This is a genomic window from Opitutaceae bacterium, from assembly GCA_041395105.1.
Lineage (GTDB): Bacteria > Verrucomicrobiota > Verrucomicrobiia > Opitutales > Opitutaceae > B12-G4.
In genome coordinates, this window is the sequence record JAWLBB010000002.1 from 860,047 (window position 1) to 875,083 (window position 15,037).

Annotated in this window: 11 protein-coding genes; 3 read left to right on the forward strand and 8 right to left on the reverse strand. The window is 60.6% G+C overall.

Features of this window, described 5'->3' with window-relative positions; all coding sequences use genetic code 11:
- Window positions 1-82: 82 nt before the first annotated feature.
- Complete coding sequence (locus tag R3F07_10465; protein MEZ5276791.1) at window positions 83-1,555, reverse strand: alpha-glucosidase/alpha-galactosidase; 1,473 nt, start codon at window positions 1,553-1,555, stop codon at window positions 83-85.
- A 168-nt stretch (window positions 1,556-1,723) separates the two neighbouring features.
- Complete coding sequence (locus tag R3F07_10470) at window positions 1,724-1,987, reverse strand: hypothetical protein (GenBank protein MEZ5276792.1); 264 nt, start codon at window positions 1,985-1,987, stop codon at window positions 1,724-1,726.
- Window positions 1,988-2,052: 65 nt separating this feature from the next.
- Here R3F07_10470 and R3F07_10475 point away from each other — a divergent pair, with 65 nt between their 5' ends.
- The 3 genes from R3F07_10475 (at window position 2,053) to R3F07_10485 (ending at window position 3,777) form a co-directional block, all read left to right on the forward strand.
- Window positions 2,053-2,493 (forward strand): metallophosphoesterase family protein, encoded by a 441-nt coding sequence (locus R3F07_10475; protein ID MEZ5276793.1) that lies wholly within the window; start codon window positions 2,053-2,055, stop codon window positions 2,491-2,493.
- 130 nt (window positions 2,494-2,623) lie between these two features.
- On the forward strand, window positions 2,624-3,379 hold the full coding sequence (locus R3F07_10480; protein ID MEZ5276794.1) for a sugar phosphate isomerase/epimerase: 756 nt from the start codon (window positions 2,624-2,626) through the stop codon (window positions 3,377-3,379).
- 254 nt (window positions 3,380-3,633) lie between these two features.
- On the forward strand, window positions 3,634-3,777 hold the full coding sequence (locus R3F07_10485) for a hypothetical protein (GenBank protein MEZ5276795.1): 144 nt from the start codon (window positions 3,634-3,636) through the stop codon (window positions 3,775-3,777).
- 62 nt (window positions 3,778-3,839) lie between these two features.
- On the opposite strand, the gene R3F07_10490 is transcribed toward R3F07_10485, so the two are convergent.
- From R3F07_10490 to R3F07_10515, 6 genes are all read right to left on the reverse strand, one after another.
- The gene (locus tag R3F07_10490; GenBank protein ID MEZ5276796.1) at window positions 3,840-6,563 is read right to left on the reverse strand and encodes a sodium/proton-translocating pyrophosphatase; all 2,724 of its coding nucleotides are present in this window, start codon (window positions 6,561-6,563) and stop codon (window positions 3,840-3,842) included.
- A 170-nt stretch (window positions 6,564-6,733) separates the two neighbouring features.
- The gene (gene pepT / locus R3F07_10495; protein ID MEZ5276797.1) at window positions 6,734-7,978 is read right to left on the reverse strand and encodes a peptidase T; all 1,245 of its coding nucleotides are present in this window, start codon (window positions 7,976-7,978) and stop codon (window positions 6,734-6,736) included.
- A 13-nt stretch (window positions 7,979-7,991) separates the two neighbouring features.
- Window positions 7,992-8,909, reverse strand: a complete 918-nt coding sequence (rbsK, locus tag R3F07_10500) for a ribokinase (protein MEZ5276798.1) — start codon at window positions 8,907-8,909, stop codon at window positions 7,992-7,994.
- A 141-nt stretch (window positions 8,910-9,050) separates the two neighbouring features.
- A complete protein-coding gene (locus R3F07_10505) occupies window positions 9,051-9,821 on the reverse strand; it encodes a superoxide dismutase (protein ID MEZ5276799.1) in 771 nt (256 codons plus the stop codon).
- Window positions 9,822-10,460: 639 nt separating this feature from the next.
- A complete protein-coding gene (gene gatB / locus R3F07_10510) occupies window positions 10,461-11,909 on the reverse strand; it encodes an Asp-tRNA(Asn)/Glu-tRNA(Gln) amidotransferase subunit GatB (GenBank protein MEZ5276800.1) in 1,449 nt (482 codons plus the stop codon).
- A 25-nt stretch (window positions 11,910-11,934) separates the two neighbouring features.
- Window positions 11,935-14,829: an insulinase family protein gene (locus R3F07_10515; GenBank protein MEZ5276801.1), complete on the reverse strand. Its 2,895-nt coding sequence runs from the start codon at window positions 14,827-14,829 to the stop codon at window positions 11,935-11,937.
- Window positions 14,830-15,037 lie beyond the last annotated feature (208 nt).

The window sequence follows — 15,037 nt, forward strand, 5'->3', positions numbered from 1 at the left end:
GCGCAACAATCAACGTCATGACCCCTGCCGTCCTCAGACTACCGTCCACCAGTCCACCGGCCACCCGCGGCGGCAAAGCCGCCTACCGGTACCCCGGCAGAAAAGCCCTTTCGGCCTTGAAGAGCTCGAGGGTCATCCTGCGGATTTCCGCAGGAGAACAGACGGCCGCGCTGAGGGGATCGAGCATGAGGGCGTGGATGGCCGCTTCCTTGCTCCTCTCGACCGCGGCGATCGCGCCGAGCTCGAACATGCTCATATTGGAGGAGCAGATCGCCGCCATCTGCGGCGGCAGGGCACCGTAGCGGGTGGGCTGGATGCCGTTGCGGTCGACCATACAGGCCACCTCCACACAGCCGTTTGCCGGGAGATTGGTGATGAGAGCGCCACCCCCACGAGTCCAGTTCGGCACGTTGCCGTGAATCCGGAACGGGACGTTCTTTTCGCGGGCCTCGATGATCCAGCTGGCGTATTCCCAACTGCGATCCCAGTCGATCGACTCACGGCCCTTGACCATGGCATCACGCATCTGGTCGGCATGCTTGCGCCAGGTCGGCCAATTGTCGGCATAGAAGCTGGAACCACCGTCGTAGGCCGGCCGGGCATAGGTCTTCAACAGGTCCTTCCGCTTGCGGTAGTAAGGCAGATACTCCGAAAGGTGACCGCTCGACTCGGTGATGAATGCACCGAAGTGGACCATCATGTCCTTGCGGACGAGATCGCGGTGATGCTCGGGCCTTTCGTTCGACCGGGGATCCGCCATGTCCGCCGGATCTTCCCAGCCTTCGGCCGCCGCCTTCTTCAGATCGTCCTTCGCCTTCTTCATCAACAGGGGATAAAGATCCTTGCCCGCGTGACGCAGCTTGGTGAACCAGGCCAGATGATTGATGCCGGCGCAGTCCCATTCCATCTCATGGTAAGGCACACCGGCACGACCGGCCAGGAGATGACTGGTGCCCTGGACCGAGTGACAGAGGCCAACCACTTGCATCGAACTGGTCCGCGCGGCGGCCAGGCACATCATGTTCATCGGATTGGTGTAGTTGAGAACGATTGCCTCGGGACAAAGCCGCTCCGCATCCTTGAGCACCTCAAGAAAGACCGGGATGGTTCGCAGCGACTTGAAGAGACCGCCCGGTCCGATGGTGTCGCCGATGCATTGATCGATCCCGTACTTGGCCGGGATGTCATTGTCGAACCGCACACAGGAGGTTCCGCTCACTTCGATGCAGTTGACGATGTAGTCGCTGCCCTTCAGGACGGTCCTGCGGTTGGTCGACGCCACCACCTTCCAGTTGTTCGCACCGAGCTTGCGGATCAGCTTGCGGATCAGCTTCTCCATCGTGACGAGCCGGTTGCGGTCGATATCGACCAGGGCGATTTCCCCACCCTGCTGCCCCGGAGTCTGCAGGACATCATTGAGCAGACGCGGCGTGAACCCGCTGCCCGCACCCATCATGGTGATCTTGATCGGCCGGCTGAAGGAACCGGGAAGACCCGACTCGCTGGCGGACTTGGTGTGTGATTCGTGACCGGCGGGAACAGCTTTCTTACGCATGGTAGATTGGGGGCTTTGGGTGGTTGCAGTGCCGCTTCCCATCGAAGATCGGCGCGAAATCCGGGTCAATGCGATTCCCAATGAATACGGTCGAACAGCAGACCGGCAAATCCCAGGGAGGAGAACGCCCCCCTCCGACCCACCAAACGACCGGACAGGCTTTCCCGCTCAATCCCGATAGAGGTACAATCCGGTGCAGACCCCTCCAAAGAGGAAGGACGGTATCCAGACAAACAACGGATCGATCGGAATCTGGTAGTGGGAAACGGCCCAACTGCTCGCCAGGCACTTGGCCAGAATAAAGATCCAGCCGACAACCAGGAACGCATCGACAGGGTGGCGTTTGCGCCGGATCTTCACCTTGGTGATGAAGGCCCGATCGACATCGTCCCTCGATGATCGCCCGATCAGCTTGAACCCGTTGAAAAGCATCCCTACAGTCTTGCCGGGTGTCGTTCATTGGCAAGGTCACCCGTCGAATTGTTCTACCCAGACCGATGACCCGAATCGCCGTTATCTCCGACACCCATGACCGGATGCCCCCGGGTCTGCCCGACCGCCTCGCCGACGCCAACGAGATCTGGCACCTCGGCGATGTCTGCCGGCCCGAAACCCTCGATCGGATAGAGGCATTGGGAATGGCCGTGCGGGTGATCTCGGGCAACTGCGACTACCTCAATCTCTGGCCCGGTGTCATGCGCCGGACAGTGCACGGGGTCCGCTTTCATCTCGAACATATCGCGCCGGGGAGACCGCCTCCCGAGACGGACGTCATCCTCTCCGGCCACACTCACGTTCCCTCACGACGGGCCGAAAACGGTGTCACCTGGCTGAATCCCGGTTGCATCAGTCGGCCCAACCGGGGCGCCCCCGCCAGCTTCGCCTGGCTGGAGATCCGTGAGGACGGGAAATGGACCTGGGCCGTGGAGTTGGCTTGAGCCAACCCAACCACGCTCTCCCGAGAGAGCAGCTCAATTGCCGTGGCCTGCGCTATCAGGTTGAACTCGATCCCATCCGACCCATCCTCAGACCCACACACAGCCTTTCTTTACCGAACTGCAATCCATCATGAAAAGCACACCTCCCGTCTCCCTCCAACTCTGGTCGGTTCGCGACTCGATGAACAAGGACTTTGCCGCCATGGCCAAGGACGTGGCCGCCATCGGCTACAGGTATGTCGAGACTGCCGGTTACGGAAATCTCAATGCCGAGGGTGCCAAAGCCGCCCTCGATGCCGCCGGACTCAAGGTTTCCGGGATGCATGTGGGTATCCAGAAGCTGCGCGAGGAGCTCTCGACCGTCGTGGCGGAAGCCCGCCTGTTCGGGGCAATGCATGTGACCTGCCCGGGGTGGCCGAAAGAAGATTTCGCGACCGCCGCCGGCTGCGCGAAGGTGGGCGAGGAATTGAACGGGATCGGTGCCAGACTCCGCGCCGAGGGCCTGCCCTTCAGCTTTCACAACCATGGAGCCGAATTCGCCGTGGTCGAAGGCCGCTATGTCTTCGACTGGATGCTCGACGCGGCCGAGCCCCGCAACCTCGGCTGCCAACTCGATATTTACTGGGCCTTCCGGCCCGGCGCCGACCCGGTCCGGTTCATCCGTGAGCACGGTCGGCGGATCACCCAACTGCACTTTAAGGACGGCACCCGTGAACGCCAGAGCGAACTCGGCACCGGCGAGATCGACTTCAAGACGATCATCGAAGTCTCCGAGGCGATCGGCGCCTGCGATTTCTATATCGTCGAGCAGGAGGAATACAATTTCACACCCATGGAAAGCGTCCGCATCTGCTTCGAGCAGATGAAGGCCTGGGGAAGAGCGTAGAACCGAGCCCTTGTCCACGCCACCGGCGCACCGCGACACAGCGCGGTCGCGACAGCCGGATTTTCCGAACGTGTAGCAACGGCGCTGCGTCGCCGTTCCTTTGGCTGCGTCAGGAACGGCGCGCCTGTCTGTCATGCCCGACCCAAGAGGTAGGGACGGACCGCTGAGCCGTCCACTTTCCCCGAACAGGGCCCCGAAGAGACGCGCCCCCACAAACGGATTGCATCAACGACCAACCGCTTCGCTGCGCCGAAGTGCCGGCCGCACCTTTCCTGCAGGGCTGGACCTTGGTCCACGCCACCCTTCCCCCTGCCTGGTTGACGGCGTGGCGCGAGTGCCAGCCCTACGCCGGATTCTCCTTCGGGCGCGCCAAGGCGCGCCCCTACATCCGGATGTAATCCCAAAAAAAGGCGGGACCCGATCCGGGCCCCGCCTCGTAAATGCAATTCCCGGCTCTTGATCAGAGGCCGATCCACTGCCCGACCACGCCACCGTACTTGACGACGAGACCGGCGAAGACGACCGAGACAATCGAGATCAGCTTGATCAGAATGTTCAGCGATGGCCCGGAGGTATCCTTAAAGGGATCACCCACCGTGTCGCCGACCACCGTTGCCTTGTGATCATCGGAGCCTTTGCCGTAGACGATCTTTTCCGGATGCCCGGACCGGACCAGCTCCTCCGCCCGCGCCCCGATGGCATTGCGCACTTCGGCCGGCACTTTCTCCCGGGTGGCGACGTTCTCGGTGAAGTCGCCTGCCGTGATCTTGCCGTAGGATTCCAGAAGCTTCTTGGCATTGTCCCAGGCTCCGCCGGCATTCGCCATGAAGATGGCTATGGCAAAACCCGAAACAAGACCACCCGCCAACATCCCCATGACCCCGGCCACACCAAGGACAAGACCGAGAGCGATTGGCGAGAGGATTGCAAGAAGGGCCGGGAAAACCATTTCACGCTGCGCTCCCGCCGTACTGATCGACACACAGGTCGCATAATCCGGATACCTGACCCCTTCGAACGATACATGCTTGGGCCACTGCATCGGATCGGCAATCTGTTCTTCACTCATGCCCTCCTTACGGAAAGCCGCCCGCATCTTGCCGAATTGGCGTCGGCATTCACCCATCATCAGATAGGCCGCACGACCGACTGCGTTCATTGTAAGCGCGCAGAACAGGAAGGCGAGCAGGACGCCGGCAAAAAGTCCGCCGAGGACTCTCGGGTTGGTCAGGGTCACATTGTAATACTCCAGGACTTCACTGATCTCCGCCTGGGTGGACGAGGTCAGAATCATCGCGGACTTGATACTTGGAACATCGGCAAAGTAGGTCGCCGCCGTCTTCGGGTCCCCTTCCGTTCCGATCAGCTTGAACCGAGTGTCGACCTTGATCTGGTTGAAGAGGTTCGGACCGGCATGACGCGGTTCCATGTAAAAGGCACCATCCAGATAGGCCGATCCGTCAGCCTCCGCTCCGGGATAGATGATCGAGAAGAGCCCCTCACCCTTATAAATGGCCGTCGGACCTTCGACAGATTCCACTACGGCCTCGCCGTAGGCGACGGCCTGTCTCGTGATCTGGGTCTGGACGACCTGGAGATAAGCGGCCAGAAGCGCCATGGCAGTCAAGGCAGCGGAACCGATGGCAAAGCCCTTGCCCGTGGCCGCCGTCGTGTTGCCCAGAGAATCAAGAAGGTCGGTCCGTTGGCGGACCTCCGGAGGCTGCCCGGTCATTTCGGCATTACCACCGGCATTGTCGGCGATCGGCCCATACGCGTCCGTGGCGAGGGTGATCCCGAGTGTCGAAAGCATGCCGACGGCGGCGATGCCGACACCGTAGAGACCCATGAGAAAGTTCTCGGATCCACCGGCGAACGCGAAAGCACCAATGATCGCGACGATGACCGTGAGGAGGGCCGCCCAGGTCGATTTCATACCCTCGGCGATACCTGCAATAATAACCGTGGCCGGACCGGTCAGAGCCTGTTCGGCGATCCGGAGGGTCGGGCGGTATTCATAAGACGTGTAATATTCCGTCGCGTAGGCTATGACGAGTCCTGCCGCAAGGCCGAAGAAAATCGAGAAACCCAGCTTCCACCAGCTGGTCCCACTCGCGACGAGTCCCGGGTCATTGCCGAACAACAGATAAAGCAGGCCGAAAGCCCCGACCGCGATCAATACTGACGCGGTATAGACACCCAGATGCAGGCTTTTAAGCAGCACATGGAAGGAGGCGTTATCCTTGGTCTTGACCGCAAATATGCCCAAAACCGAGCAGATGATGCCCAGGCCGGCCAGGGCCAATGGCGCTGCGGCCAACTTGATGCCCAGCACCGCCGACTCCATTCCCACGCCTGCCGCAGCAACCGCCGCAGCCGCACCGAGAGCAGCGGTGGCCAGGATTGATCCGTAATAGGACTCGTAAAGGTCCGCGCCCATGCCGGCCACATCGCCGACATTATCGCCGACATTGTCCGCGATGGTGGCCGGATTTCGGGCGTCATCCTCAGGGATACCCGCTTCGACCTTCCCGACCAGGTCGGCGCCGACGTCGGCCGCCTTCGTGTAAATACCGCCACCGACACGAGCGAAGAGCGCCTGGGTCGAGGCACCCATGCCGAAGCTCAGGATGACCGTGGTCAGCTCGGTGATACCACCGGTGAAGCCGATCTTCTCACCGAAACTGTTCAGCATGAAGAACCAGAAGGAAACGTCGAGGAGGGCAAAGCCGACCACATTCAGGCCCATGACCGCACCGGAGCGGAATGCCACCCGCAGACCGTCATTGAGGGAATGCTTGACCGCATGGGTCGTCCGGGCGGAGGCGTTGGTCGCCATCCGCATCCCGAACCAGCCGCAAAGACCGGAAAGAAAACCGGCCAACGGCACCCCAATCATGGTCAGTGCCGGCTGAAGATCCAGCAAGGTCATCACACCAAGAAAGGCGACGAGAGCGATGAAGACCATGAAGACAACCCGATATTGCCGCTTCAAGTAGGCGATCGCTCCCTCACGAACAGCCTGGGCGATTCGGATCATCTCGGAATCCCCCTCGGACAGTGACATGACGGACCGGTTGAATCCGCGCGCCATCAGGAGGGCAAGAACGCCTCCGATGGGCGCCAGATAAAACAGCGGGGGAATATCGGACATCATGGCGATGAATGGCCAATTGGACGTGATCATGGCTATTTGGTGCAAGTTACGTGTTTTGGGAGGGCGACGAAGACCTCACCGATGAGATTTTCATCCACCCGAAATGGTTACCTTTTCATCAAAAACTAACTGAGGGGGCTCTGGCGAGTCGATTCCGTCATCTAATACAAAGTGTGGGCAAATGAAGGCCGCCTGATACCCTATCCCTTCTCGTACCAGATGCGGATGAGCTGCAGGACGGTTTCAGCTGCTCTGACCATGTCCTGCAGGCTGACCCACTCCCGCTGGCTGTGGACCTCATGAAAGCCACAGAAGATATTCGGTGTGGGAAGGCCGCGTTCGGTCAGATTGGAGCCGTCCGTTCCACCCCGGATGAAATTGAGCTTCGGTTCCAGTCCGACAGCCCGTACCGCCTCCGTCGCGTAATCCACGGGGCGGGAATCCTGAATCAGCCAATAGCGCATATTTCGATACTGCTTGCGGATGGTCAGCTTGATCGTCGCACCGGGCTCTTCCTCCCGCAATTCAGCGGCCAGTCGCTCCAGCAGACGGTGCTTGGCCTCCATGCCCTCCATTTCAAAATCGCGGATGATCATCCGCACCTGTGCGCGATCGGCCGTCCCGGTCACTTGATTGGGATGAATGAAACCATCACGACCATCCGTCCGCTCGGGGGAATCCGCCATCGGCAGGCGATCGAGAAACCGGCCGACCAGGCGAAGGGCGTTGATCATCTTGTCTTTGGCCCAGCCCGGGTGGATGGCCACTCCCGTCACCTCGAGGATACCTTCGTCGGCACTGAAAGACTCGGCATCAATCTCGCCGGGCATCTCTCCGTCAAGGGTGTAGCCGAAATCGGCCCCGATCTCCTCGACTTCGATCCCGTGCATTCCCCGGGCGATCTCCTCGTCCGGATTGAAGCAGAAGACCAACGGACCATGCTCGATCGAGCCATCACCCACGAGAGCTTCGATCACCGCCATCAGCACCGCCACTCCGGATTTGTCGTCGGCCCCAAGGAGCGAAAGACCCGATGCCGTGATGATATCCTCGCCCTTCTTCCCGGCCAGACAAGGCGTGGTCGCCGGATCCAGAATCTGCTCGGGGTCGTCCGGCAGACGGATGATGCCCCCGTCGTAGTCGCGATGGACAATCGGCTTCGCGGCCGATGGAAGATCCGGAGCCGTATCGACATGGGCGAAGAATGCAAGTCGGGGGGCCTCCGCTCCCCCCGGTGTCGCCGGCAGCCGGGCAAGCACATAACCACTCTCCGTCAGGGTGATGTCCTTCACACCGATCTCTTCGAGATCCGCGACCAGACGATGCAGCAGATCCCACTGCTCCGGTGTCGAGGGAATACCCGGTCCGCTCGGATCACTCCGGGTTCCGATCTGGACGTAAGCGAGGAATCGCTCGAGGAGAAAATCGCTCTTGATCTTCGTCATGGGGAATTGGATATCAAAGGACTTCGCTCCGCCTGGGCATGGAAGGCTGGGCCCCCTGCCGGGTGACGCTGATGGCGGCAGCCTTCATCGCCCGCTTGACCGAGTCCTCGAGCGAGAGTCCCTCGGCAATCCCGACCGCCAGCCAGGCGGTGAAACAATCACCGGCCCCCACCGTGTCGACGGCCTCGACCTTGACCACCGGAATGTCCGTCCGACCCTCCGCGTTGTAGATGCGGGCTCCCTGCGCGCCGAGCGTGACCACGATCTGCCGGCACCCCCGCTTCAGAAGGGTCTCAGCCGCTTCATCAACGTCGGATGATCCGCCCAGAAGGCAGACCTCGCCCCGGTTGGGAACCAGCACGTCCACCTTGGCAAAAAGACTCGGAGGCAATTCGCGGGCCGGAGCCGGATTCAGCACAAATGGAACCCCGGCCGCACCCGCCATGTCCGCGGCCGCCTCGACCGCTTCCAACGGCACCTCAAGCTGGGCGACCACCGCTCCGGCCAACCGGATCGCATCCGCCGCAGCCTGGACATCTGCCCGGCTGACCCCGTCGTTGGCTGACTTGGCCACCACGATCAGGTTCTCCTTCTCCTGACCGCCCATGATGATCAGGGCAACCCCGCTTGCCCGCGACTTGTCCTCCGTGAAGTAACTGAGGTTGATGCCCTCGCGATGGAGCTTGAGGCAGGTGGCCTCCCCGTAGGAGTCCGCGCCGCAGCGGCCGACAAATGCCACCCGGGCACCAGCCCGGGCCGCCGCAACGGCCTGATTGGCTCCCTTCCCCCCGGCATATTGCTTGAACTCGCCCCCGAGGAGCGTCTCGCCCGGTTTCGGCAGACGCTCGCCCGTGATCACCAGATCGGTATTGGAACTGCCGACCACCACGATTCTCGGGGACCCGGGATTCTTTTCAGCCGTTGGAGCCATAGGGATCCAACGCTAGATCCGAGCCGGGTCCTTTAGCGAGGGCGAAGTGCGGCCAAAACACCCTCCTCGGGCGCACCCGCATCACTTCGCGGCAAGAGACTGCCGCGACTGCAACTCGCGATCCATCCTGAGCACTGTCGACTATCGACCTTGCCCGCCTATCGCAGCGTCGTAACGCGCACCGACGAAATCCCAGTCGACCACGTTCATGAATGCCGCCACATAATCGGTCCGCTTGTTCTGATACTTCAGGTAGTAGGCGTGCTCCCACACGTCGACCGCCAGAAGCGGGATCGTTCCCTGAAAAGTCAGGTCCTGGTGTTTCTCCGCCTGAATCACGACCAGGTTCCCTGAAAGCTTTTCAAGACCCAGTATGCCCCACCCGCTGCCTTCCACCGAGCCCGAGACCGACCGGAAGAGTTCGCCAAATCCTTCAAAGCTGCCGAAACTCAGCCGGATCGCCATCGCCAGGCTTCCCTTCGGTGCGCCCCCGCCGTTCGGGCTCATGCAATTCCAGAACAGAACATGGAGGGCATGCCCGGACCCGTTGAAAGCCAGTTCACGCGCCCAATGCTTGGAATAGGGACGGTCTCCGTCACCCGTCGCAATCGACCGCAGCTTTTCGGCCGCCATGTTGGCGCCACGAACATAACCGGCATGGTGGATATCGTGATGCAGGCGCATCGTCTGCTCATCGATATGCGGTTCCAGCGCGTCGTAGGCATAGGGGAGCGGCGGCAGGACATAAGTCCCGTCCCTGTAGCCGACCATGCTCTCGGGCAAGGCAACGCCCGTTCCTGCGGCGGAGTCCTCCGCCCGGAGGACGCCCCCAAATCCCAATACGGCCGCTCCCGCTCCGATTCCCTTCAGCCAGTCGCGCCGTGAAAGTTCCGATCCGTTTTCGTTAGTCATAATCTTGGTTCCGTCGGTGTTGTTGGTTTCGATTTCTGTTGGATAGAGTTTCCTGTGGCCTGAGCCGTAAAGCCTCAAAATGTATGGTTGATACTGCCCCTTGCCATTGAAACTGACCTGTAGGAGAGGCTTTACGCCTCGATATTAGCAGCGATTCCCGTGAATCGAAGCGTAATCCCTCAAAATGTATGGTTGATACTGCCCCTTACCGTTCAAACTGACCTGTAGGAGAGGCTTTACGCCTCGATATCAGCAGCGATTCCCGTGAATCGAAGCGTAATCCCTTAAAATGTATGGTTGATACTGCCACTTGACGTTCAAACTGACCTGTAGGAGAGGCTTTACGCCTCGATATCAGCAGCGATTCCCGTGAATCGAAGCGTAATCCCTCAAAATGTATGGTTGATACTGCCACTTGACGTTCAAACTGACCTGTAGGAGAGGCTTTACGCCTCGATATCAGCAGCGATTCCCGTGAATCGAAGCGTAATCCCCTAAAATGTATGGTTGATACTGCCACTTGACGTTCAAACTGACCTGTAGGAGAGGCTTTACGCCTCGATCAAACTTGGCCGACCGGACGAAAGCATCGAAATCTCCCCCTGCCCTTTACCTCATGCTGTCCCGTTCCCATCGTCTTCATTGTGCCAGAAGCCGCCGCAGGATCTCGTCCACCATCTTCGGGTCCGCCTTGCCCCGGCTGGCTTTCATGACCGGGCCTTTCAGCGCGTTGAGGGCTTTCTCATTTCCCGATCGGTAGCTCTCGACCGACTTCCCGCCGTTCGCGATCGCTTCCGCGCACCAGGCCTCCAATTCGCCGGTGTCCGTATTCTGCTTGAGCCCCCTGCGCTCCACGATCCCGGCGGGCTCATCGCCCGAAGCGAACATCTCCGCAAAGACCTCGCGGGCCTGGCTGCTCGAAACCACTCCGCCCTCCACCAATGCCACCAGGTCCCGAATCTGTCCCGGTTGAATCTTCAGCTCGTCGATGGAGAGTGAAGCTTGGGACATTTCGCGCAGCAGATCGTTCGTCACCCAGTTGGCAATGGCCTGCGCCCGGCCCGTCTCGGCGCCCACCGCCTCTTCAAAGTACTCGGCCAAACCCCGATCCGCCACCAGGACCGAGGTGATCGTGTAGGGCAGACCGAATGTCTCCATCAGACGGCGCTGCCGCTCAAAGGGCATTTCCGGCAGCTGCACCCTGATCGATTCCTTCCACCCTTCATCGACCACCACCGGCATCAGGTCGGGATCCGGGAAATAGCGGTAATCGTGGTCCATCTCCTTCGTCCGCATCGGCTGGGAGACACCTGTATCCGCATCCCACCGACGGGTCTCCTGGACGATGGCCTCCCCTCGCCGCACCGCCCCGATCTGGCGGCGGATCTCGTATTCGACCCCGTTGCGCACCCCGCTGATGCTGTTGAGGTTCTTCAGCTCCACCTTGGTTCCGAGCTTCTCCTGGCCGACCGGCCGCACGCTGATGTTCGCATCACAACGCAGCTGCCCCTTCTCCATGTCGCAATCCGATATGCCCGCCCCGACCAAAGCCTGGCGCAGGGCGGTCAACAGCGCAAACACTTCGTCCGGATCACTCATGTCCGGCTCGGTCACGATTTCCATCAGCGGCGTTCCCGCCCGGTTGAAGTCAACCAGTGAGTCGTTCGCAAAGTGATTCAGCTTCCCCACGTCCTCCTCGAGGTGAATCCGCGTCAGCCGCACCTTCCGGTGGGCCCCCATCACGTTGCGCGACGGCCCCGGCAACTCGATCTCGACCTCACCCCCGACACAGATCGGCTGGTCGTATTGGGAAATCTGGTAGTTCTTGGCGCTGTCCGGATAGAAGTAGTTCTTGCGGTCCCACTTGCAGACCTCCGCGATCCGGCAGTCGAACATAAGTCCGGTCGCGATGATGCGGTCAATCGCCACCTTGTTCATCACCGGCAGGGCTCCCGGCAGGCCCAGGACCACCGGATCCGTCAGGTGGTTGGGCTCGTGGGCAAACCCCGCCTCCACCGGAGTGAACATCTTCGTCCGGGTCTTGATCTGCACGTGGACTTCAAGTCCGATGACCGCTTCGAATTCCATGGTGTCGTTCTCCCTTCGCCCGCCGCTAGCTTCCCGGCCGCCCGATCACGTCCGCTCCTGCCGATCCTCCCGAATCAATCTGAAAGACCCCGACAAACGGCTTGGGGACAATCGCCACCGTCCGGGTGTTCTCCCTGCCCATCACCTTCGCGGCAAATCGATTGACCTCTTCCAGGCTCAGCAACTCCGGCAGCTCTTTCTTCAGCTGAATGGCTTCATCGAGAGTCTGCGGATCCTCCTGTGCGCGCATCAGGACCTGCTCGATGAGGAACCCGTTGTTGGAAAACGCCTGACGCATGTGCCCGATGAACGGTTCGATCGCCCCGTCAAACTCCTCCCGGGTCACCCCTTCGGTGGAGATCTCATCCGCGATCCGCTCGACCTTCCGGGCAATCGCCTCGGCGTCGGCGGGAGAACAGTCCACCGTGGCCTGAATCAGGGCAAATGATTCGTATTCCGGATACGCGATGAGCTCCGACGAAGGCGAATAGGCCAGTCCGAGATCTTCACGCACCTCGCGGCTGATCCGGACCTGAAGTATCCGGCTCAGGACATTGAGGTTGGCCCGGTCCTGCAGGGTGATCTTGCCCTCGATCGGCCAGATCCCGACCGCCACCGCCTGATGGTCCTCGCCCACGAATTCGACCCGCTGAAAACCCGGTCCCGCCGCCATCTTCACCGGACGGACAAAACCCGTCTTCTTCTTCGCCGCTCGCTTCGGCAACTCCCCCAGGGTCCTCGCCATGCTCGCGACCGCCATCTCTTCGGGAATATCACCGACCAGGGTCACCTCGACATAACCCTCCGTCAAAGGCTTTTCCACCCAGTTTCGCACGTCGGAGACGCCCAGCGTGGCATAGTCCATCGGATCCCCCCAGACAAAGCGCGCATCGGTCCGGTAGAGATGGTTGTCAAGTTTACGGAACCCGTCCTGCAGTCCCAGGCTCGAGCCCTGCCGAGCCTGCATCGCCCCGACCAATTCGCTGTTGAAGGCTCCACGGGAGAATTTGGGTTGATAAAGAAATTCCGTCACAATGCCAAGAAATGTATCCAAATCCTCACTCCCAAAGGCTCCCCGGAAGGTGAAGGCGTCGTGATCATCAAGATCAAAGCTGAAATCGAGCATCGAGGCGCTGAGGAAGGAACCGATATCATCCGCCATATAATGCGAGGTTCCGCTCAGCAGGACCGTCGCCAGGGCAAAATCCCGAATCGCCTTCCGGTTGCCCTTCAGGTCGAACATCCCGCCGCCCACCCGGACAACGGCCCGGACAATCGAAGGCTCCTGACGGCTTTCCACGAAATTGAACCGTACCCCGTTGCTGAATTTCATCAGGCCTGCATTCAACTCGGGCACCTCCCGACGCTCGACCACCTCCCCGGGAGGACCCCAATCCTGCAGTTCAAACTCCTTGGTCAGATCCGCCTGCATCGAGACATACGAAATGCCTCCTTTCCGGTGACGTCGGATGTCGTCGACAATCTCCGTGGGGCCTCCCTTTACCACCACCTCACCCGAGATATGATAGGCCATGTTCTCCATGTTCCAGCTGTCGCGAAAAGCCTTGTTCACATCCGCGATATTCAGCTCACGGAGAAACTGCTCACGCATGGCCAGGTCCGCCTCGATTCCGATGAAAACCTGGTCGCTCACGATCGATTCGACCAGGGCCGACGCGATCGAGTTCGGATCGAGTTTCGCATACTGCGCCCGCGCCTTGCCGAGATCGAGCAGTCCCCGTTTCTTCAGCCAATCCGCTTCCTTGGCCTGAAATCCGTCCTCGTAAGTCAGCCGGATGACCTGATCCAGCGAGAGAAGCCCATTGCGCCACCCTTCGCCCCCCGCCGTGTAGAGCCCGGCCATCGACGCCGTGATCCCGACCGATCGCTCAACCGAGGCTCCGGCTCCGCCCGCCTGCTGAATCATCCTCTGCAGCCGGTTGGTCAGCAACTGGGCCGCCAACTGACTGTCATTCCAGCGCTTCCGAGCCGCCAGGGAATCCGTTCGATCGCGGTCGGGCTCCACCGAGGCCACCTGAATCGAAGCCGAACCCACGTGGGAGACTTCAAAGATATCCGCCCGGATCCCGCGGCCCGTGTTCAGTTTCCCCAGATCGCGATCGGGAACGCGCGTCGTCGGCTTCGCCATGCTCCCGAAAAACTCCCGGGTCAGCCCGATCATGCCGTCCACTTGAATATCCCCGGCCACCACCAGTATCATCAGGTCCGGGCGGTAGTTGCGGGTATAATAGCCCATGAAGTCGGATCGACTGGCGGTCTCGATAACCTTGGTCAGTCCGATCGGATTACGGTCCGGCAAAGTCAGGCCCGAAAAGAAGAAGCTGGTCGATGCATTCTGGCTCCGAAACTCAAAGCCGTCATGGATGCGCAGTTCACTGAGAATCACCCCACGCTCCTTGTCGATTTCCGCCTGCGAAAACTCTATCCCGTCGGCAAAATCCCTGAGCAGGACCAGTCCTCGACGCAGCAACGCATCCGAGTTGTCCTGAAAATCAAGGATATAGACTGTGTGATCGTGAGTGGTCACCGCGTTGACATCGCTCCCGAACTCCATGCCGAGATGCTGGAAAAACGAGATCATCTCGCTGGACTGGAAGTTCCGGGTTCCGTTGAAGGCCATGTGCTCGGTGAAATGGGCCAGGCCCCGCTCATTCTCCTTCTCGTCCAGTGATCCCGCGAGGACCAGCAGCTGGATACTGACCCGCCCCGGGAGGCCCCCATGCGGCAGGATCGCGTAGCGCAGCCCGTTTTCCAGACTGCCCCAGACAACATCAGGGTCCGGCTTCAGGGAACTGCTCTCATGGGCCCAGGTCCCGGTACGCGGATCAGCCATCAGCAGCACGGGCCAGAAAACGGCCAGCACAACGGCAAGAACCTGACGGCGGCTAAAACTCCTCATCCCCGCATCTATGAGCCTCATCCCCGCAGAGTCAAACGCCCGCGACCCGATTCCCACGCTCCTTCCAGTGCTGCCAGACCCCAAAGGTAGGGACGGACCGCCGGGCCGTCCACAACCGGAACCCAGAGATCGTTCTCCGAAAACCTCCACTCCACTACACCATCCCTCCAACTCTTCCCCCCTTCAGCGCCCACCCGTCCCGGCCCGA